Raw genomic sequence first — 19,853 nt, 5'->3', positions numbered from 1 at the left:
GAGATCGCCTGCGGCCGCCGGTCGTACATGTCCGGCATGCGGGCCCGTCCGGGTACGCACCGGAGGCCGACCATGACGACGACACGCGGGCTGCTGCAGACCCTGGGCCTCGGGCCGCGTCCCGGGCCCGGCCCCACCGGGCCGCTGAAGAAGCCCGGGGACCGGCCGCGCGAGGAACTGCCGGCGCCGAAGAAGACGACGATCAGCGATGCCGAGATCGCCGATGCGCTGAAGAAGCTGCCTGCCGACCCGCGCAAGCAGGGCGAGGCACTGGCCGACCTGGTCACGCGCATCGGCGACGCGGCACGCCGCGACCCCATCGTGCGCATGCTGCGCGACTTGATCGTCAAGGTGCAGCCGGTGCTGCCGGATGCGGAGGCGAGGAAGAAGATCGACAAGGCGATCGACGACCTGGTCGAGAAGGGGATCAAGGAAGGCATCAAGGCGCTGCTGACCGTGGTCGTCGGCAAGGCCCCCACCGAGGTGAACCGCGAGCAGCCCAAGCCCCAGGGCCCGAGCATGGAGGAGCGCGACCTGAAGGAGCGCATCCTCAAGTCGCCCGAACTGCCGCTGCCCTTCGACAAGCCGCCCAAGCTGCGCCGCAACGCCTTCGAGTTCCTCGGCCTGGCGCGCAGCTACAAGGCCTCGAAGTACTTCGACTTCAAGCTGCGCACGCCGGACTGGTTCCAGCCGGGCGGCAAGCTGGGCGCGGGCTGGGTGGTGATCGGCGCCAAGGACGAGTTCGACAAGACCGGCGGCCGGCCGAGCCGGCTGCGCGACAAGCGCATCGATTCGCGCGGCGAGCTGCCGATGAGCCTGGCCGCCCCGGACGAGCCCGGGCGCTACGTGGTCTTCGTCGTCGTCGGCTCCGGCCCGGAGAACCATCCGGTGCACGAGTTCGAGGTGACGACGTGAGGCTCAGCCGGGGCGGGCCAGCAACGCACGCAAGGCCTCGGCAGGCGCCGGGGATACGAGTTCGCGCCCGGACAGTTCGCGGGCCACCACGGGCGCGGCGACCGGCCCCTCGCGGCCGATGAAGACCGTCTTGACATGCCCGGTGCAGACGGGCTTCGGATCGCCGGCGCGGAAGAACTCCTGGCGGAAGTAGAACCAGCGTTCGTCCCAGCCGAGCAGGCGGGTGTGCAGTTCGTAGCGCTGCAGCGGCTTGAGCGCACGCCGGAACTGCAGGTGCGCGCCGCCCACCGGCACGCTCCAGCGCCGGCGCAGCACGCCGCGGAACAGGGCGCATTGGCGCAGGAAGTCGATCCGCCCCAGGTCCATGATGGCCAGGTAGCGGCTGTTGTTCATGTGGCCGAAGGCGTCCACGTCGTTGGGCAGCACGCGCCAGCGGGTGACCAGGGTCTCGGTGGTGTCGCGGGTCGGCGCGCCGGTGCGCGCCAGCAGGGTCTGCAGCAGGCGGAACAGGGTCAGCATGCCCGGTTCCACGCAGCGCTGCGGCTGCGCCGGACAGCAGCGCGCCTCAGGCCGCCGCCTTGCGCCGCGGGCGCGCGCGGACGGGGGTGAGGGCGGTGGGAGCGGCCAGCTGCCGGGTGATCTCGTGCTGGCCGCGCTCGACCAGGAACTGCTCGAAGGCCGTGGCCACCTGGGGCAGCGGGCGCGAGGCGAGGTGCATCACGTACCAGTCGCGTTCGATCGGGTTGCCGGCCATCGGCAGCAGCGCCAGCACGCCGGCCTGCATCTCCAGCACGCAGGTGTGCAGCGAGAGGAAGGCCACGCCGAAGCCGGCCGCGCACATGTGCTTGATGGCCTCGTTGCTCGAGATCTCCGAGCCGATGCGCAGCGGCAGCCCGGCATCCTTGAACACACGTTCGATGGTCGCGCGGGTGCCCGAGCCGCGCTCGCGCACCAGGATGCGCTGCTCGGACAGCATCGCCAGGGTCGGCCGCGGGCCGTTCATCAGCGGGTGCGAGGGCGCGGCCAGGAAGGCCATCGGGTGCTTGGCGAACGCGGTCGACTCGGTCTTCAGCTCGGCCGGCGGCCGGCCCATGATGGCCAGGTCGATCTCCTGCGCGGCCAGCATGCGCACGATCTCGTCGCGGTTGCCCACCTGCAGCTTGACCTTCACCTGCGGGTGCTCGCCGGCGAAGGTGACGAGCATCGGCGGCAGCAGGTACTCGGCGGTGGTGATCGCACCCACGCGCAGGGTGCCGGAGAACACCCCCTGCAGCGTGGCCATCTCCTCGCCGGCCTCGCGCCACAGGTCGAGGATGCGGCGCGCGTAGTTGTCGAGCAGCTCGCCGGCCTCGGTCAGGCGCACGCCGCGGCCGGTGCGCTGCAGCAGCGGCGCGCGCGCCGATTCCTCCAGCGCGGCGATCTGGATCGAGACCGCCGGTTGCGTCAGGTGCAACTCGTCCGCAGCAGCCGAAACGCTGCCCAGCCGGGCCACGGCGTGGAAGGTGGCGAGCTGGCGGAAGGTGGCGTTGCGGGTCAGCGGCATGGTGGACTAGATATTAAGAAAGGCATATGTAAACGTCAAAAGGTTTAATTAGCACAAATTGATTGGGCTGCCTACATTCGAGCCCACCAGCCACCCCCCGAGGACGTTTCCATGGGCCACATGCAGGAAGTCAAGCAGATCACCGACGCGAAGAAGCGCTATTCGGCCGGCGTGCTGAAGTACGCCCAGATGGGCTACTGGCAGCCCGACTACCAGCCCAAGGACACCGACATCCTGGCGCTGTTCCGCATCACGCCGCAGGACGGTGTCGATCCGGTCGAGGCCGCTGCCGCCGTCGCCGGCGAGTCGAGCACCGCCACCTGGACGGTGGTCTGGACCGACCGGCTGACGGCCTGCGACATGTACCGCGCCAAGGCCTACCGCGTGGACCCGGTGCCGAACAACCCGGGGCAGTTCTTCGCGTACGTGGCCTACGACCTGAGCCTGTTCGAGGAAGGCTCGATCACCAACGTGGCGGCTTCCATCATCGGCAACGTGTTCTCGTTCAAGCCGCTGAAGGCGGCGCGGCTGGAGGACATGAAGTTCCCGGTCTCCTACGTGAAGACCTTCGCCGGCCCGCCCACCGGCATCATCGTCGAGCGCGAGCGGCTGGACAAGTTCGGCCGCCCGCTGCTGGGTGCCACCACCAAGCCCAAGCTCGGCCTGTCGGGCCGCAACTACGGCCGCGTCGTGTACGAGGGCCTGAAGGGCGGCCTGGACTTCATGAAGGACGACGAGAACATCAACTCGCAGCCCTTCATGCACTGGCGCGACCGCTTCCTGTTCGTGATGGACGCGGTCAACAAGGCCAGCGCCGCCACCGGCGAGGTCAAGGGCAGCTACCTGAACGTGACCGCCGGCTCGATGGAAGAGATGTACCGGCGCGCCGAGTTCGCCAAGTCGCTCGGCTCGGTGATCATCATGGTCGACCTGGTGGTCGGTTACACCGCCATCCAGTCCCTGTCGCACTGGTCGCGCCAGAACGACATGGTGCTGCACCTGCACCGCGCCGGCCACGGCACCTACACGCGGCAGAAGAACCACGGCGTCAGCTTCCGCGTGATCGCCAAGTGGATGCGCCTGACCGGCGTCGATCACATCCACGCCGGCACCGCGGTCGGCAAGCTCGAGGGCGACCCGCTGACGGTGCAGGGCTACTACAACATCTGCCGCGACGCGCACACGAAGGTGGACCTGCCGCGCGGCATCTACTTCGACCAGGACTGGGGCGCGCTGCGCAAGGTGATGCCGGTGGCTTCCGGCGGCATCCACGCCGGCCAGATGCACCAGCTGATCGATCTGTTCGGCGACGACGTGGTGCTGCAGTTCGGCGGCGGCACCATCGGCCACCCGATGGGCATCCAGGCCGGTGCCACGGCCAACCGCGTGGCGCTCGAGGCGATGGTGCTGGCGCGCAACGAGGGCCGCAACATCAAGGAAGAAGGGCCGCAGATCCTGCGCGACGCCGCCAAGTGGTGCAAGCCGCTGGCCGCCGCGCTCGACACCTGGGGCGACATCACCTTCAACTACACCTCGACCGACACGTCCGACTACGTGCCCACCCCGTCGGTGGCTTAAGGAGAATCGACATGCGAATCACCCAAGGCACCTTCTCCTTCCTGCCCGAGCTGAGCGACGCGCAGATCACCAGGCAGCTCGAGTACTGCCTCGACAAGGGCTGGGCCGTCGGCATCGAGTACACCGACGACCCGCACCCGCGCAACACGTACTGGGAGATGTTCGGCAACCCGATGTTCGACCTGCGCGATGCGGCCGGCATCCTGATGGAGATCAACAACTGCCGCAAGACCTTCCCGGACCAGTACATCCGCGTCACCGCGTTCGACTCGACGCACGGGGTGGAGTCGGTGGTGCTGTCCTTCATCGTCAACCGTCCCAAGGCCGAACCCGGCTTCCGCCTGGTGCGCACCGAGGAGCCGGGCCGCACCCTGCGCTACAGCATCGAGAGCTACGCGGTGGCCAAGAACCCGGAAGGCGCGAGATATTGACCACCCCCGGAGCGCCTGCGGCGCTCCCCCGGCCACTGTTGGAAACGAGGTCGCGACATGGACGCCAAGGTATCCCCGGCGACGATGTTCAAGGAGTCCGGCGTGAAGGACCTGCTCGACCAGCTCGACCGCGAGCTGGTCGGCCTCGCGCCGGTCAAGGGCCGCATTCGCGACATCGCGGCGCTGCTGCTGATCGACCGGCTGCGTGCCGAGCAGGGCCTGCAGTCGCAGCCGCCCACGCTGCACATGTGCTTCACCGGCAACCCCGGCACCGGCAAGACCACCGTCGCGCTGCGCATGGCCGAGGTGCTCAAGCAGCTCGGCTACGTGCGCAAGGGGCACCTGGTGGCGGTGACGCGCGACGATCTCGTGGGCCAGTTCATCGGCCACACCGCGCCCAAGACCAAGGAGATCATCAAGAAGGCGATGGGCGGCGTGCTGTTCATCGACGAGGCCTACTACCTGTACCGCCCCGAGAACGAGCGCGACTACGGGCAGGAGGCGATCGAGATCCTGCTGCAGGTGATGGAGAACCACCGCGACGACCTGGTGGTCATCCTGGCCGGCTACAAGGACCGGATGGACACCTTCTTCTCGAGCAACCCCGGCATGGCCTCGCGCATCGCGCACCACATCGACTTCCCGGACTACTCGGAAGGCGAGCTGATGCAGATCGCGCAGCTGATGCTCGAGCACATGAACTACCGCTTCGACGCCGAGGCGCAGGCCGCCTTCGCGACCTACGTGCACCTGCGCCGCCAGCAGCCGCACTTCGCCAACGGGCGCTCGATCCGCAACGCGCTGGACCGCATGCGCCTGCGCCAGGCGACGCGGCTGTTCTCGAGCAACGCGGCGCTCGGCCGCGACGAACTCGTCACCCTGCAGGCCGCCGACGTGCTGGCCAGCCGGGTGTTCCAGCAGGGAGCCGCGGCATGAAGCGGGTCGATCCTGGGCAGGCGGGCCGAGTGCCGGGCCGCCCCAAGCCGGCCCGCGCCCCCTCGGGGGGCCGGCCGATGTATTCATCGGACGGGGGGTTGTCATGAGCATCGAGGCATTCATCTTCGACGTCGATGGGACGCTGGCCGACACGGAAGAGGCGCACCGTGTCGCCTTCAACAATGCCTTCGAGCGCTACCGGCTGGGCTGGTGCTGGACGCCCGAGGCCTACCGCGAGCTGCTGCACACCACCGGCGGCAAGGAGCGCATCGCCGCCTACCTGGCCACCAAGACGCTCTCGACGTCCGACCGCCGCCGCCTGACCGAGCTGATCCCGGCCATCCACGCCGAGAAGACCAGGTTCTACAGCAGCTTCGTCGCCGACGGCGCGATCCCGCTGCGGCCGGGCGTGCGGCGGCTGATCGAGGAAACGCTGGCGGCCGGCTGCCGGCTCGCGATCGCCAGCACCACCACGGCCGCCAACGTCGACGCGCTGCTGCGCAGCAACTTCGGCGAGCAGGGCCTGGCGATGTTCAGCGTGATCGCCTGCGGCGACCAGGTGCGTGCCAAGAAGCCGGCGCCGGACATCTACCGCCTCGCGCTGCAGCACCTGGGCCTGCAGCCGGAACAGGCGGTCGCCTTCGAGGATTCGCGCAACGGCCTGCGCGCGGCCACCGAGGCCGGGCTGTGGACCGTGATCACGCCGACCTTCTGGACCGAGGACCACGACTTCGACGGCGCCGCGCTGGTGCTGCCGCACCTGGGCGAGCCCGGCCAGCCGCTGGATGGCGAGCCCGGCGGCAAGCTGCGCGACGCGGCCTGGCTCACCTTCGACGAGGTGGCCCGGCGCGCCGACCAACGTCCGCGCAGCGGGATCGACGCGGTCTATGCAGGAACCGCAGGAGTGCACGGATGAGCAACGGCTTGCGCATCGCCCCCAGCCTGCTCTCGGCCGACTTCGCGCGGCTCGGCGAGGAGGTGCGCGCCGTCATCGAGGCGGGGGCCGACCTGATCCACTTCGACGTGATGGACAACCATTACGTCCCCAACCTCACCGTCGGCCCGCTGGTGTGCCAGGCGATCAAGCCCCACGCCAGCGTGCCCATCGACGTGCACCTGATGGTCAAGCCGGTGGATGCGCTGGTGCCGATGTTCGCCCAGGCCGGTGCCGACATCATCAGCTTCCACCCCGAGGCGAGCGAGCATGTCGACCGGACGATCCAGCTGATCCGCTCGGCGGGTGTCAAGGCCGGCCTGGTGCTGAACCCGGCCACGCCCTTGTCGGTGCTCGACCACGTGATCGACCAGCTCGATCTCGTCTTGCTGATGACGGTCAACCCGGGTTTCGGCGGACAGAGTTTCATCGAGCGCATGCTGCCGAAGATCGAACGTGCGCGGGCGCTGGTCGATGCCGCGATCGCGCGCACCGGCCGGCCGATCTGGCTCGAGGTGGACGGTGGCGTCAAGCGCGACAACGCGCGCCGCATCGCCGCCGCCGGGGCCGACACGCTGGTGGCCGGCTCGGCGGTGTTCGGCGCCGGCCACTACGCGGACGCGATCGCCGGCATCCGCAGCGAGGCACGGGCCGGGCAGGCCGCGCCGGCGGAGGCCGTGGCGGCATGACGACCGACCTGCGCCGCGTCCGTGCGATTGCCTTCGATCTCGACGGCACGCTGATCGACAGCGCGCCGGACATCCAGCATGCACTGAACGCCGCGCTCAAGAAGGCCGGGCTGGAGCGCTTCGACCTCGACCTGGTGCGCAGCTGGATCGGCGACGGCCCGGACATGCTGATCGGCCGCGCGCTGGCCCACATCGGCCTCGAGGAGGCCGACCACGAGCTGCGTGTGCGCCTGCGGCGCTGGTTCGACGTGGCCACGCTGGCCGCGCCGCTGAGCCTCGGCAGCGTCTACCCGGGCATCGTGGCGCTGGTCGAGGCGCTGCGCGGCCGGCTGCCGATGGTGGTCGTGACCAACAAGCCGACGCCGCTGGCGCGCGCGGTGCTCGAGGCCGCCGGGCTGCTCGGCTTCGTCGAGGCGGTGCACGGCGGCGACATGCCGGCGCAGCGCAAGCCGGCGCCCGACCTGCTGCTCGCCGCGGCGCAGCGCCTCGGCCTGCACGCCCCCGAACTGCTGATGGTGGGCGACAGCCCGCTCGACCTGCGCGCCGCGCAGGCGGCGCATTGCCCCGCCGCGCTGGCGGCCTGGGGCTACGGCGCACACGCGGTCGACGCGTCGCTCGTGAGCTGGCGCCTGCACGCGCCGGACGAACTGCTCGCCCTGCTGTCGGCCGACCAGAAGATTACCCAGGACTAGAGACGAGGAGCTCATCATGCCCACCGGAGGAAGGCCCACCCTGACCCAGTTCCTGATCGAGGAACGCCGCCGCCACCCGGGCGCCACCGGGGACCTGAACGCACTGGTCACCGACGTGTCGCTCGCCTGCAAGGCGATCTCGCGCAAGGTCGCGCTCGGCGCGCTCTCGGGCGCGGTCGGCGGCACGGGCAGCGTCAACGTGCAGGGCGAGGAGCAGAAGCCGCTGGACGTGCTGAGCAACGACATGTTCCTGCGCGCCGCCGAATGGGACGGGCACGTCGCCGGCATGGTGTCGGAGGAGATGGACGAGCCCTACCAGCTGCCCGAGCAGTTCCCGCGCGGCAAGTACCTGCTGCTGTTCGACCCGCTCGACGGCTCGAGCAACATCGACGTCAACGTCGCGGTCGGCAGCATCTTCTCGATCCTGCGCGCCGCCACGCCCGGCGAGGACGCGAAGCCGGAGGACTTCCTGCAGCCCGGCACGAAGCAGATCTGCGCCGGCTACGCGATTTACGGCCCGTCGACCATGCTGGTGCTGACGCTGGGCAACGGCACGCACGCCTTCACGCTCGACCCGATCCTCGGCGAGTGGGTGCTCAGCCATCGGCATCTGAAGGTGCCGGCCAGGACGCGCGAGTTCGCCATCAACGCGTCGAACAGCCGCTTCTGGGAGCCGGCCGTCAAGCGCTACGTCGACGAATGCCTGGCCGGCCAGACCGGCCCGCGCGGCGCCGACTTCAACATGCGCTGGATCGCCTCGCTGGTGGCCGAGACGCACCGCATCCTGATGCGCGGCGGCGTGTTCATGTATCCGCGCGACACCAAGGACCCGTCCAAGCCCGGCCGGCTGCGCCTGCTGTACGAGGCCAACCCGATCGGGATGCTGATCGAGCAGGCCGGCGGCCTGGCCAGCACCGGTCGGCGCCGCGTGATGGAGGTGCAGCCCGAGTCGCTGCACCAGCGCATCGGCTTCATCTTCGGCTCGTCCGAGGAGGTTGCGCGCATCGAGAACTACCACCTCGAGGAGCCGCTGGACAGCTACCAGTCGCCGCTGTTCGGCCGGCGCGGTCTGTTCGCCTCCACGACGGTGTGACCCGGATTCCCAGGAACGACGAGGCCACCATGTCCGCCAAACATCCCATCATTGCCATCACCGGCTCGTCCGGCGCCGGCACCACCTCGGTGACGCGCACCTTCGAGGCCATCTTCCGGCGCGAGAAGGTCGACGCCGCCATCATCGAAGGCGATGCCTTCCACCGCTACGACCGCCAGGCGATGCGCGCCAAGCTCGCCGAGGCCGAGGCCGCGGGCAACCGCACCTTCAGCCACTTCGGCGAGGAGGGCAATCTGTTCCAGGAGCTCGAGGCGCTGTTCCGCGACTACGCCGAGAGCGGCACCGGCAAGACGCGCAAGTACCTGCACGACCCCAACGAGGCCGCCCCGTACAAGCAGGAGCCGGGCACCTTCACGCCCTGGGAGAACCTGGGCAAGAGCGAGCTGCTGTTCTACGAGGGCCTGCACGGCGGCGTCACCACCGACACGGTGGACATCGCGCGCTACCCCGACCTGCTGATCGGCGTGGTGCCGGTGATCAACCTGGAGTGGATCCAGAAGCTGCACCGCGACAAGAACATGCGCGGCTACTCCACCGAGGCGGTGACCGACGTGATCCTGCGCCGCATGCCCGACTACGTGCACTACATCTGCCCGCAGTTCACGCGCACGCACATCAACTTCCAGCGCGTGCCGGTGGTCGACACCTCGGATCCGTTCATCGCCCGCACCATCCCCACGGCCGACGAGAGCCTCGTCGTGATCCGCTTCGCCAACCCGGCGGGCATCGACTTCCCGTACCTGCTGTCGATGCTGCACGACTCCTGGATGTCGCGCGCCAACACGCTGGTGGTGCCGGGCGGGAAGATGGAGCTGGCGATGCAGCTGATCTTCACGCCGATGATCCTGCGCCTGGTCGAGCGGCGCCGGAAAGCACTGTCGAACTAGGGAGGGCTCGTAATGGGCAACCATGAACTCGCCGGGCTGGACGCCGCGGCGCTGAGGACGCTTTGTGCCAACGCCCTGCGCGTGCTGGCCATCGACGCGGTGCAGGCCGCGAACTCCGGCCACCCGGGCATGCCGATGGGCATGGCCGACATCGCCGAGGCGCTGTGGCGCCAGCACCTGAAGCACGACCCGGCCGACCCGGCCTGGATCGACCGTGACCGCTTCGTGCTCTCCAACGGCCACGGCTCGATGCTGCTGTACGCGCTGCTGCACCTCACCGGCTACGCGCTGCCGCTGACGGAGCTCAAGCGCTTCCGCCAGCTCCACTCGCTCACGCCCGGCCACCCGGAGAACCACCTCACGCCGGGTGTCGAGACCACGACCGGCCCGCTCGGCCAGGGCCTGGCGAATGCCGTCGGCATGGCGCTGGCCGAGAAGCTGCTCGCGGCCGAGTTCAACCGGCCCGGCCACACCGTGGTCGACCACCGCACCTGGGTCTTCCTCGGCGACGGCTGCCTGATGGAAGGCATCAGCCACGAGGCCTGCTCGCTGGCGGGTGTGTGGGGCCTGAACAAGCTCGTCGCCTTCTATGACGACAACGGCATCTCGATCGACGGCGACGTGCGCGGCTGGTTCCGCGACGACACGCCGGCGCGCTTCGAGGCCTACGGCTGGACCGTGATCCGCCAGGTCGACGGCCACGACCGTGCCGCGCTCGACGCCGCGATCGAAGCGGCGAAGGCGAGCGACAAGCCGGTGCTGGTGTGCTGCCGCACGCAGATCGGCCATGGTTCGCCGAACCGTGCCGGCAGCGCCGACGTGCACGGCGCGCCGCTCGGCGAGGCCGAGATCGCCGCCACCCGCGCCGCGCTCGGCTGGACCTGGCCGCCCTTCGAGCTGCCCGAGCCGGTGCGGCTCGCCTGGTCGGCGCGCGAGCGCGGCGCCGTGTTGCGCCGCCAGTGGCAGGAGGGCTTCGCGCGTTACGCGGCGACCCACCCCGAGCTGGCCCACGAGCTGCTGCGTCGCCATGCGCGCCACGGCAGCCCGACCCCGGGGGTGGAGGCCGCGCTCTCGGCCGCCATCGCCGCGGCCGAGGCCAAGGGCGCCAACCTCGCCACGCGCAAGGCCTCGCAGGAACTGCTCAACGCGGTGGCCCCGGCCATGCCGGAACTGCTCGGCGGTTCGGCCGACCTGACCGGCTCCAACCTGACCGACTGGAAGGGCCACAAGGCGCTCACCGGCACCAGCACCGGCAACCACGTGCACTACGGCGTGCGCGAGTTTGGCATGGCGGCGGTGATGAACGGCGTCGCGCTGCATGGCGGCTTCCGGCCCTACGGCGGCACCTTCCTGACCTTCAGCGACTACTCGCGCAACGCGGTGCGCATGTCGGCGCTGATGAAGCTGCCGGTGGTGCACGTGTTCACGCACGATTCCATCGGCCTGGGCGAGGACGGCCCGACGCACCAGCCGGTCGAACACGTCGCGAGCCTGCGCCTGATCCCGAACCTCGATGTCTGGCGCCCGGCCGACGCCGTGGAGACCGCGGTCGCGTGGCGCGAGGCGCTGCGCCGCACCGAGGGCCCCAGCGCGCTGGCGCTGTCGCGCCAGGTGCTGCCGCATGCCGGCGAGGGCGGCGACCGCAGCGAGTCGATCGCCCGCGGCGGCTACGTGCTGCGCCGCGCCGCCAGCGAGCAGGTGGTGCTGATCGCCACCGGCTCGGAGGTCGGCATCGCGCTGGCGGCCGCGAAGCTGCTGGCCGGCGAGGGCATCGCAGCGCGCGTGGTCTCGATGCCCTGCATGGACGCCTTCGAGCGCCAGCCCGGCGCCTGGCGCGACGAGGTGATCCCGCGCCGCCTGCCGCGCCTGGCGATCGAGGCCGGCAGCACGAGCGCCTGGTGGCGCTGGGTCGGCGAGGACGGCGACGTGATGGGCCTGGACCGCTTCGGCGAGTCCGCGCCCGCCGGCGACCTGTACCGCCACTTCGGCCTCACGGCCGAACTCGTCGCGGTGCGCGCGGCACAGCTCGTCAAGGCGCGCAGCGTCGCGCCGGCCCTTGTTTCGCAATGACCTTCAGGAGGCTTTCTCCATGGCGATGATCTCCCTGCGCCAGCTGCTCGACCATGCGGCCGAGCACGGCTACGGCGTGCCCGCGTTCAACATCAACAACCTGGAGCAGATCCAGGCCATCATGCAGGCGGCCCAGAAGTCCGATGCGCCGGTCATCCTGCAGGCCTCGGCCGGGGCGCGCAAGTACGCCGGCGAGCCCTTCCTGCGCAAGATGGTCGAGGCCGCGGCCGAGATGTACCCCGACATCCCGATCGTGCTGCACCAGGACCATGGCGCCAGCCCGGCGGTGTGCATGCAGTCGATCCGCTCCGGCTTCACCAGCGTGATGATGGACGGCTCGCTGATGGAGGACGCGAAGACCCCTTCCACCTACGAGTACAACGTGCTGGTCACGCGCCGCGTGGTCGAGATGGCCCACGCGGTGGGCGTGTCGGTGGAAGGCGAGCTCGGCTGCCTGGGCTCGCTCGAGTCCGGCCAGGCGGGCGAGGAGGACGGCGTCGGCGCCGAGGGCACGCTCAGCCACGACCAGCTGCTGACCGACCCCGACCAGGCGGCCGACTTCGTGAAGAAGACCGGCGTGGACGCGCTGGCCATCGCCATCGGCACCAGCCACGGCGCCTACAAGTTCACCCGCAAGCCGACCGGCGACATCCTCGCGATCGACCGCATCAAGGCGATCCACGCGAAGATCCCCGACACCCACCTCGTGATGCACGGCAGCTCGTCGGTGCCGCAGGACTGGCTCTCGGTGATCCGCGAGTACGGCGGCGACATCAAGGAGACCTACGGCGTGCCGATCGAGGAGATCCAGGAAGGCATCCGCCACGGCGTGCGCAAGGTCAACATCGACACCGACATCCGGCTCGCGATGACCGGCGCGATGCGCCGCGCGATGGCGAAGGACCCGAGCGAGTTCGACCCGCGCAGGTTCCTCAAGGACGCCACCGCCGCGGCGCGCGACGTCTGCATCGAGCGCTTCCAGGCCTTCGGCTGTGCCGGCATGGCCTCGCGCATCAAGCCGGTGTCGCTGGAGCTGGCCGCGAAGCGCTACGCCTGAGCCGCGCGGCGCCACCGGGAGCTTTTCCCTGGCCGGCGGGCGGGACGCCGCCTACAGTGGGTGCTGCATCGGTACCCGCGCGGCGTCATCTCCTGACCGCGCGGTCCTTGTGACCGGGATGGTCGTGCAAGCGGCCATCCCGTCTTTCTCGGCTATTGCGCGGTGGCGGGCGCATCGCTGCGTGCCATGCGCGCCGGGCCCTGGCGCAGGGCCAGCATGCGCGGCGACTCCTCCAGCGCCGGATGCGCCCAGTGGATCTCGGGCTGCTCGGCGGGCAGCAGCGCGGTCAGCGTGCTGGGGTGCAGGTTCTGCAGCTGCCGCTCGTCGAGCTGGCGCACGAACACCCAGCGCTGCGGCGTCTTCACGTAGGCGAAGCCGGTCGGCAGGTCGACATAGACGTCCCAGTCGCGCACCTGGATGAAGCTCTGTGCCTGCGCCGGCAGCGCGGCAGCGAACGAGGCGAGGGCCAGGGCGAGGGCGGCGAGGGTGCGGGTCATGCGCGTCTCCTTGAAGGCGTTCAACGGTGCGTGCATGGTCGGCAGGCGCCGTTTCATCGCCGCTTCGCCCGGCGTTTCATTCGTTGCGTGCGCCGTAATGGGCGGGCCGGGCGCTCGACCGACGGTCACGCAGGTCACGACCCGTGGCCGCGGCTGAAACCCCAACCGAACTGGAGATGCCCATGACCCCCCGCACCCTTCTTCGCCCGCTGGCGCTCGCGCTGGCCCTGGCCGCCGGCAGCGGCGCTGCGTTCGCCGACGGCGACATCTACTCGCGCCTGATGGAGATGCGCGAGATGGACCGCAACAAGGACGGCATGGTCTCGAAGGAGGAGTTCCTCGCGATGATCGCCAAGGCCTGGGACATGCACGCGCAGGAGAACAAGCTGCGCGACGGCAAGCTGAACGCCGAGCAGGTCAAGAGCCTCGAGAAGCTGCTCGGCCGCACGCTGAGCGCGCAGGCGTCGCTCTGACCCACCACCCCCGACCGAGGACAACACCATGAACCGCCTTTCCCTCATCGTGCTGGCCGGGTTGCTGCCGGCCGTGCTCGCCACCCAGTCGTTTGCCGCCGAGCCCAAGACACGCGCCCAGGTGCTCGCCGAGCTCGAGCAGGCCCGTGCCGACGGCAGCTTCTGGATCGACGCCGGCGACGGCACCCCGCGTGGCCTGGCGCGCGCCCGGCTGGTCGAGCGCGAACTGCGCGCCCAGCAGGAGGCGCGCGCGCTGGCGCAGCGCCGCGAGGCCTCGCGCCAGGGCTCCTGAAGCCCCGGCCCACAGGCCACACGGCCCCGCTCCCGGTTCCGGGGCGGGGCCGTTTGTCTGGCGTCTGTCTGGCGTTTGTCTGGCGGCGCGGGGCTCAGCCGAGCCCGAGCGGCGCGCGGCTCAGCCAGCGGTGCTTGAGCCCGTCGAGGTCGAGCAGGGTCAGGACGTCGATGGTGCCGAACTCGCGGTCCAGCGCCGGCGGGCCGGCCAGCGTGGCGCCGAGCGCGAGGTAGGCCGCGAGCAGCTTGGGGATCTTCGGGGCCGGGCCGGTGGTGTCGAGCGGGCAGGCAAAGGCCGGCGTCGGCAGCGTGCGCAGCGCCGGTTCGGCCTGGTGGCGCTGCAACTGCTGCCAGGCCGCGGCGCCGGCGGCGGGGTCCTGCGAGGTCAGCGAGCTGCAGCCGAGCAGCCAGCGCGCGCCGCGCGTGCGCGCGTAGTCGGCGATGCCGCCCCACAGCAGGTTGAGCACTGCGAAGTTCCGGTGCTGCGCGTGGATGCAGGCTCGGCCCAGCTCGACGATGCGCGCGCGCTGCGGCTCGTAGGGCGCGAACTCGAACTCGCGCTCGCTGTAGTAGCCGTGGTGGCGCGCCGCGCTGGTGCCGGTCTGCAGCCGGTAGGTGCCGACCACCTGGCCGCTGGTGCATTCCTCCACCAGCAGGTGGTCGCACACGGCGTCGAAGGCATCGGCATCCAGCCCGGTCGCCCAGGACTGCGCCAGGCCTTCGTGCAGCTCCAGGTTGAAGACCGCGAAGCGCAGCGCCTGGGCGGCGCGCCGGTCCGCGTCGTCGTGTGCCAGGCGCACACGGTAGGTCGCGGCGCGCGGGCGCGACGCGAGCGGCAGCGAGATGGTGTCCATGGCGACCTCCTGCGGCCGTGGTCGCGCGGCGCGGCCGCGTGCTTACAGCGCCCCGCCGTGTAAGGCCGGCGGCGCGGCACGCGACCGAGGCGCATTCCATCCGTTCGCAGAGGTTCCTACGATGGTTTCGCGACTCATCCGCCACGCCGGCGTGCTCACGCTGGCGGCAATCGGGCTGCAGGCCGCCCCCGCGCTGGCCAAGGACGCCCCGGTCTACACCGGCACCTTCAGCCGCACCGCGGTCGACGGCTACGACGCGGTGGCCTTCTTCACGCAGCAGCAGCCGGTCAAGGGCGACAAGCGCTACAGCCTGGAGTGGAACGGCGCCGAGTGGCGCTTCGCCAGCGCCGAGAACCGCGACCGTTTCGCCGCCGCGCCCGAGAGGTACGCGCCGCAGTACGGCGGCTACTGCGCCTGGGCCGTGTCGCAGGGCTACACCGCCTCGGGCGACCCGCGCCACTGGAAGCTGGTGGACGGCAAGCTCTACCTCAACTACGACGCCGAGGTGCAGAAGAAGTGGGAGCAGGACATCCCCGGCTTCATCGTCAAGGCCGACCGCAACTGGCCCGCCGTGCTCGGCAAGTGAGGTGACGACCATGGACCAGCCCACCCGCACCCGCCGCGTGATCGCCGCCGCGCTCGCGCTCTACATCGCCTTCGTGTTCGTGCAGTCGCTGTTCTTCAAGTTCAGCGACTCGCCCGAGACGCAATACATCTTCGGCACGCTCGACGCCTGGGGCGCGAGCCTCGGCGTCCCGGGGCTGTTCGCACGCAGCGGGCCGTTCAGCCAGTACGTGGTCGGCAGCGCCGAGCTGGTCGCCTCGGCGCTGCTGCTGGGCGGCCTGTTCGTCGGCCGCGCGCTGCTGTCGGCACTCGGCGCGCTGTTGTCGCTGGGCGTGATCAGCGGCGCGATCTTCTTCCACCTGTTCACGCCGCTGGGCGTGCAGGTGCGCAACACCGACGGCAGCCTGGACGGCGGCCAGCTGTTCGCGCTGGCCTGCGGCGTGTGGCTGGCGGCCGCGGGGCTGCTGTGGCTGCACCGTGGCGCGCTGACCGGCCTGCTCGCGGCCCGGCGCCGCGTGGCGGCCTGAGCGGCGGGGCCGGCACGATGCGCCACGACCGCTTCGGCCTCGCGCTGAGCGCCGACACGGAGGCGACGGCCGCGGCCGTGTCCGACTTCGCGTTCGAGGTGCTCAGCCACGGTCAGCGCGCGGCGGCGATCCTGCCGCTGGCCGAGGCCGAACCCGGCGCGCCGCTGCCGCAGGCGCTGTCCGCGGCGCTCTACCTGTTCCTGCAGACCGCCGAGGGCGTGCAGCGCGCGCGGCCCTGGCTGGTGCGTGCGCAGGCCGCGGCGCACCGCGCACTGCCGCGCGAGCGCCTGCTGCTGGCCGCGCTCGAGGCCTGGGCCGACGGCCGGCCCGCGCTCGCGCTGCAGCGCCATCTCGAGCTCGCGCGCCAGTGGCCGCGCGACCTGCTCAACGCCAAGCTGGCGCAGGTGCACCAGCTCAACCTGGGCGAGCGCGCCGGCATGCTGGCGCTCAGCAGCGCCACGCTGCGGGCCGCGCCCGAGGTCGGCCAGGCCTGGGGGCTGCACGCCTTCGCGCTGGAGCAGAACGGCGCGCTGGCCGACGCGCTGCTGATCGGCGAACGCGCCGTCGCGCTGGACCGGCACGACCCCTGGGCCCAGCATGCGGTGGCCCATGTGCACGAAGCCCGCGGCGATGCCGCCGCCGGCATCGCCTGGCTCGAGCCGCTCGCGCCCACCTGGGAACGCTGCTCCAGCTTCATGCTGACGCACCAGTGGTGGCACCTGGCGCTGTTCCACCTGGCGCGCGGCGACGCCGCGGCCGCGCTGGCGCTGTGGGATGCGCGTGTCTGGGGCGTGCGCAAGACCTACGTGCAGGACCAGGTCAATGCGGTCTCGCTGCTGGCGCGCATCGAGGCGCTCGGGCTGGACGGCGGCGCGCGCTGGCAGGACCTGGCCGCCCACGTGCGGCCGCGCATCCACGACCGGCAGAACGCCTTCCTCGACCTGCACTTTGCCTACGCGCTGGCACGCGCGGGCGACGAGGCCGCGCTGGCCGAGCTGCTGTCCGGCCTCGCGCAGCATGCGGCGCGCGCGGACACCCCGGCCTGGCGCGAGCTGGCCTGGCCCGCCGCGCGCGGCGTGGCGGCCTACGCCCAGCAGCGCTGGCAGGAGGCGCGCCGCGAGCTGCAGCCCTTGATGGCGCGGCTGCACCTGCTGGGCGGCAGCACCGCGCAGCAGCGCTGGTTCGGCCAGATGCTGAACGCGCCGCGGCCGCGCGCCGAGGCCGCATGAGTGTGGCCGTCGCCCGCCACGCCGGTGCGCTGGTGGTGCTGCTGGCGACACTCGGCTGCGCGCCGCAGCGACCGGCAGCGCCGGCGGCGGCGCTCGAGGCGCTGCGGCGCCCATTGCCCGGAGGCCTGAGCGCGCTGGTGGCCGGCGTGCCGGATGGCCCGCGGGTCATCCTCGTGCACGGCACGCCGGGTTCGGCGAGCGGCTGGTCGGAGCTGCTGCTCGATCCGCCGCCGGGCCTCGAGCTGGTGGCGCTCGACCGCCCCGGCTTCGGCCGCAGTGGCCCGGAGGCGGCCGTCACGCGCCTGGCAGACCAGGCCGAGGCGGTGGCCCGCCTGCTGCCGAACGACGGCCGCGGCGCGGTGCTGGTCGGCCATTCGCTCGGCGGCGCGATCGCCGCGCGGGTCGCGGCCGAGCACCCGGGCGAGGTGCTGGCGCTGGTGCTGGTGGCCGCCTCGCTCGACCCGGCGCTGGAGAAGGTCCATCCGCTGCAGCCGCTCGGTGCCTGGCCGCCGCTGCGCGCGCTGCTGCCGCGCGCGATCCGCAATGCCAACGCCGAACTGCTGGCGCTGCAGCCCGAGCTGGTCGAGCTCGGCGCGCTGCTGCCGCGCATCACGGCGCCGGTGCGCATCCTGCACGGCACGGCCGACGCGCTGGTGCCGGTGGCCAACGTCGACTACCTGCGCCGGCGGCTGACCGGCGCCCGCTGCATCGACACCCTGCTGCTGCCCGGGGCGAACCACTTCCTGCCCTGGAACGCGTCCGAACGGGTGCGTGCGACGATCGAAGCCGCGGTGAGGTCGGCATGCTGAGCGACTGGGCCGGCGCCTGGCAGGCCGCACTGGCCGGCATGGCCGAGCCCTGGGTGGTGATGCTCGCGCTCGCGCTGACCACCCTGCTGGTCGAGGACCTGGCGATCGCCGCCGGCGCAGCCGTGGCCGCGCAGGGGCTGCTGTCGTGGAGCGCCGCGTTCGCCGCGGTGGCCGGCGGCATCGCCGCGGGCGACCTGCTGCTCTATGCCGCCGGTGCCGCCGCGCTGCGCTGGCCGGCGTTGCAGCGCCGCTGGGGCGGCGCGCGGGCCCGGCCCTGGCGCGCGCGGCTGCAGCAGCGCCTGCCCTCGGCCGTGCTGCTGGCGCGCGTGATCCCGGGCCTGCGCCTCGTCACCTACACCGCCTGCGGCTGGCTGCGCATCCCGCTGCTGCCGTTCACGGCCTGGGTGCTGCTGGCGGTGGCGCTGTGGACGGCCGGGCTGCTGGCCTTCGGCGCCGCCGCCGGCGCCGCGCTGATGCGCTGGCTGCCGCTGCCCGCGCCGCTGGCGGTGGCGTTGCCGCTGGTCGTGCTCGCGCTGGCCGTGCCGGCCTGGCGCGCGCTGGCCGATCGTCGTCGAGGAGAAACGCCATGAACACCGTCGTCGCGCTGCGTGCCGCGCCCGCGCCCACCACCGCCGCTCCCGTGCCGCGCCCGCACCAGGGCATGCCGCCGCTGGACACCGACGGCGACCCGCTGAGCTTCTACGAGTTCTGGCCGATGTGGGCCTTCTATCCGCCGGTGGCGCTGTACGCGGCCTGGCTGATGCTGCGCCACCGCGGCGTGCTGCTGCCGACGGCGGCCAACCCGTCGTTCCCGGGCGGCGGCTTCGTCGGCGAATCGAAGGCGCAGATCCTCGCGCTGGCGCTGCGCCATGCGCCCGCCTGGACCGCCCCCTTCATCGCGCTGGACCGGCCCACGCTGGCCGAGCAGGCGGTCGCGGGATCGACGCTCGACGCCGAACTGGACGAGGCGCTCGCCCGCCTGCGCGACGCCGGGCTCGCGCTGCCGGTGGTCGGCAAGCCCGACCTCGGCTGCCGCGGTGCGGGCGTCAAGCTGCTGCGCGACGCGGCGGCGCTGCGCGCCTACCTGGCCGCCTTTCCGCGCGGCGCGCGGCTGCTGCTGCAGCGCTACGTGCCGCACGAAGGCGAGGCCGGCGTGTTCTACGTGCGCCGGCCGGGCGAGGCGCGCGGGCGCATCGTCTCGCTGACGCTGAAGTACTTTCCCTACGTGCACGGCGACGGCCGGCGCACGCTGCGCGAGCTGATCCTGGCCGACCCGCGCGCCGGGCGCGTGCCGCACCTGTACCTGGGGCGCCATGCGGCACGGCTCGACACGGTGCCGGCGGCGGGCGAGGCGATCCGGCTCGCGTTCGCCGGCAGCCACAGCCGCGGCGCGATCTTCCGCGACGGCACGGCCTTCGTGACACCGGCGATGGAGGCACGTTTCGAGGCCATCGCACGCAGCCTGCCGGAGTTCCACTTCGGCCGCTTCGACATCCGCTTCGCCGACTTCGAGGCCGTGCGGCGGGGCGAGGCCTTCACCATCGTCGAGGTCAACGGCGCAGGGGCCGAGAGCACCCACATCTGGGACCGGCGCACGCCGCTCCTGGCCGCCTGGCGCGACCTGATGCGCCAGTACCGCTGGCTGTTCGAGATCGGCGCGGCCAACCGCAGGCGTGGTTTCCGGCCGCTCGACTGGCGCTCGTTCTGGCGCGGCTGGCGGCGCGAGAAGGCGCTGGTGGGGGTGTATCCGGCGACGGATTGAG

General features: G+C 71.6%; 23 protein-coding genes. 19 read left to right on the top strand and 4 right to left on the bottom strand.

Translation table 11 applies throughout. From position 1 onward, the window contains the following. Positions 1–72 precede the first annotated feature (72 nt). Positions 73–915, top strand: coding sequence for a hypothetical protein (locus D9C15_RS06000; RefSeq protein WP_127996533.1), 843 nt, complete (start codon positions 73–75; stop codon positions 913–915). 3 nt (positions 916–918) lie between these two features. On the opposite strand, the gene D9C15_RS05995 is transcribed toward D9C15_RS06000, so the two are convergent. Next, positions 919–1,434 carry an acyl-CoA thioesterase gene (locus tag D9C15_RS05995; protein WP_127996532.1) on the bottom strand — a complete coding sequence of 172 codons (516 nt, stop codon included), beginning with the start codon at positions 1,432–1,434 and terminating at the stop codon, positions 919–921. A 46-nt stretch (positions 1,435–1,480) separates the two neighbouring features. Further along, entirely contained in the window at positions 1,481–2,458 is a 978-nt protein-coding gene (locus D9C15_RS05990; protein WP_127996531.1) for a LysR family transcriptional regulator, read from the bottom strand. Positions 2,459–2,569: 111 nt separating this feature from the next. Here D9C15_RS05990 and D9C15_RS05985 point away from each other — a divergent pair, with 111 nt between their 5' ends. The 10 genes from D9C15_RS05985 (at position 2,570) to fba (ending at position 12,846) form a co-directional block, all read left to right on the top strand. After that, on the top strand, positions 2,570–4,036 hold the full coding sequence (locus D9C15_RS05985; protein ID WP_127996530.1) for a form I ribulose bisphosphate carboxylase large subunit: 1,467 nt from the start codon (positions 2,570–2,572) through the stop codon (positions 4,034–4,036). An 11-nt stretch (positions 4,037–4,047) separates the two neighbouring features. Beyond that, positions 4,048–4,467 carry a ribulose bisphosphate carboxylase small subunit gene (locus tag D9C15_RS05980; RefSeq protein WP_127996529.1) on the top strand — a complete coding sequence of 140 codons (420 nt, stop codon included), beginning with the start codon at positions 4,048–4,050 and terminating at the stop codon, positions 4,465–4,467. A gap of 57 nt (positions 4,468–4,524) precedes the next feature. Continuing rightward, entirely contained in the window at positions 4,525–5,403 is an 879-nt protein-coding gene (cbbX, locus tag D9C15_RS05975) for a CbbX protein (RefSeq protein ID WP_127996528.1), read from the top strand. A gap of 103 nt (positions 5,404–5,506) precedes the next feature. After that, complete coding sequence (locus tag D9C15_RS05970; RefSeq protein ID WP_127996527.1) at positions 5,507–6,319, top strand: HAD-IA family hydrolase; 813 nt, start codon at positions 5,507–5,509, stop codon at positions 6,317–6,319. Next, positions 6,316–7,026 (top strand): ribulose-phosphate 3-epimerase, encoded by a 711-nt coding sequence (rpe, locus tag D9C15_RS05965; RefSeq protein ID WP_127996526.1) that lies wholly within the window; start codon positions 6,316–6,318, stop codon positions 7,024–7,026. Before D9C15_RS05970 ends, rpe begins: the two co-directional genes overlap by 4 nt. After that, positions 7,023–7,718: an HAD-IA family hydrolase gene (locus tag D9C15_RS05960; RefSeq protein WP_127996525.1), complete on the top strand. Its 696-nt coding sequence runs from the start codon at positions 7,023–7,025 to the stop codon at positions 7,716–7,718. The genes rpe and D9C15_RS05960 overlap by 4 nt, the downstream gene beginning before the upstream one ends. A 16-nt stretch (positions 7,719–7,734) precedes the next feature. Then, positions 7,735–8,811, top strand: a complete 1,077-nt coding sequence (locus D9C15_RS05955) for a class 1 fructose-bisphosphatase (protein ID WP_127996524.1) — start codon at positions 7,735–7,737, stop codon at positions 8,809–8,811. 29 nt (positions 8,812–8,840) lie between these two features. Further along, positions 8,841–9,719, top strand: coding sequence for a phosphoribulokinase (locus D9C15_RS05950; protein WP_127996523.1), 879 nt, complete (start codon positions 8,841–8,843; stop codon positions 9,717–9,719). 12 nt (positions 9,720–9,731) lie between these two features. Further along, positions 9,732–11,789, top strand: a complete 2,058-nt coding sequence (gene tkt, locus D9C15_RS05945) for a transketolase (protein WP_127996522.1) — start codon at positions 9,732–9,734, stop codon at positions 11,787–11,789. 19 nt (positions 11,790–11,808) lie between these two features. Beyond that, positions 11,809–12,846 (top strand): class II fructose-bisphosphate aldolase, encoded by a 1,038-nt coding sequence (gene fba, locus D9C15_RS05940; protein WP_127996521.1) that lies wholly within the window; start codon positions 11,809–11,811, stop codon positions 12,844–12,846. A gap of 152 nt (positions 12,847–12,998) precedes the next feature. Here fba and D9C15_RS05935 read toward each other — a convergent pair whose 3' ends face one another. Then, positions 12,999–13,343: a hypothetical protein gene (locus D9C15_RS05935; RefSeq protein ID WP_127996520.1), complete on the bottom strand. Its 345-nt coding sequence runs from the start codon at positions 13,341–13,343 to the stop codon at positions 12,999–13,001. Between the two features lie 182 nt (positions 13,344–13,525). Here D9C15_RS05935 and D9C15_RS05930 point away from each other — a divergent pair, with 182 nt between their 5' ends. Further along, on the top strand, positions 13,526–13,816 hold the full coding sequence (locus D9C15_RS05930; protein WP_164886660.1) for a hypothetical protein: 291 nt from the start codon (positions 13,526–13,528) through the stop codon (positions 13,814–13,816). A gap of 28 nt (positions 13,817–13,844) precedes the next feature. Continuing rightward, entirely contained in the window at positions 13,845–14,108 is a 264-nt protein-coding gene (locus D9C15_RS05925) for a DUF4148 domain-containing protein (RefSeq protein WP_127996518.1), read from the top strand. Between the two features lie 94 nt (positions 14,109–14,202). On the opposite strand, the gene D9C15_RS05920 is transcribed toward D9C15_RS05925, so the two are convergent. Further along, complete coding sequence (locus D9C15_RS05920) at positions 14,203–14,961, bottom strand: GNAT family N-acetyltransferase (RefSeq protein WP_127996517.1); 759 nt, start codon at positions 14,959–14,961, stop codon at positions 14,203–14,205. Between the two features lie 121 nt (positions 14,962–15,082). Between D9C15_RS05920 and D9C15_RS05915 the strand changes: the two genes are divergently transcribed. The 6 genes from D9C15_RS05915 to D9C15_RS05890 are packed head-to-tail and all read left to right on the top strand — an operon-like array spanning position 15,083 to position 19,852. Continuing rightward, on the top strand, positions 15,083–15,547 hold the full coding sequence (locus tag D9C15_RS05915) for a YHS domain-containing (seleno)protein (protein ID WP_127996516.1): 465 nt from the start codon (positions 15,083–15,085) through the stop codon (positions 15,545–15,547). Positions 15,548–15,557: 10 nt separating this feature from the next. Further along, positions 15,558–16,052: a hypothetical protein gene (locus D9C15_RS05910; protein WP_127996515.1), complete on the top strand. Its 495-nt coding sequence runs from the start codon at positions 15,558–15,560 to the stop codon at positions 16,050–16,052. Between the two features lie 17 nt (positions 16,053–16,069). Continuing rightward, a complete protein-coding gene (locus D9C15_RS05905) occupies positions 16,070–17,281 on the top strand; it encodes a tetratricopeptide repeat protein (RefSeq protein WP_127996514.1) in 1,212 nt (403 codons plus the stop codon). Beyond that, on the top strand, positions 17,278–18,090 hold the full coding sequence (locus D9C15_RS05900; protein WP_127996513.1) for an alpha/beta fold hydrolase: 813 nt from the start codon (positions 17,278–17,280) through the stop codon (positions 18,088–18,090). Before D9C15_RS05905 ends, D9C15_RS05900 begins: the two co-directional genes overlap by 4 nt. Beyond that, positions 18,084–18,680, top strand: a complete 597-nt coding sequence (locus tag D9C15_RS05895; protein WP_127996512.1) for a VTT domain-containing protein — start codon at positions 18,084–18,086, stop codon at positions 18,678–18,680. The genes D9C15_RS05900 and D9C15_RS05895 overlap by 7 nt, the downstream gene beginning before the upstream one ends. Next, complete coding sequence (locus D9C15_RS05890; RefSeq protein WP_205854733.1) at positions 18,677–19,852, top strand: hypothetical protein; 1,176 nt, start codon at positions 18,677–18,679, stop codon at positions 19,850–19,852. The genes D9C15_RS05895 and D9C15_RS05890 overlap by 4 nt, the downstream gene beginning before the upstream one ends. Position 19,853 lies beyond the last annotated feature (1 nt).

It is taken from the genome of Piscinibacter defluvii (assembly GCF_004011805.1).
Taxonomy (GTDB): domain Bacteria; phylum Pseudomonadota; class Gammaproteobacteria; order Burkholderiales; family Burkholderiaceae_C; genus Piscinibacter; species Piscinibacter defluvii.
This window is presented reverse-complemented; position numbering and strand designations above follow the sequence as displayed.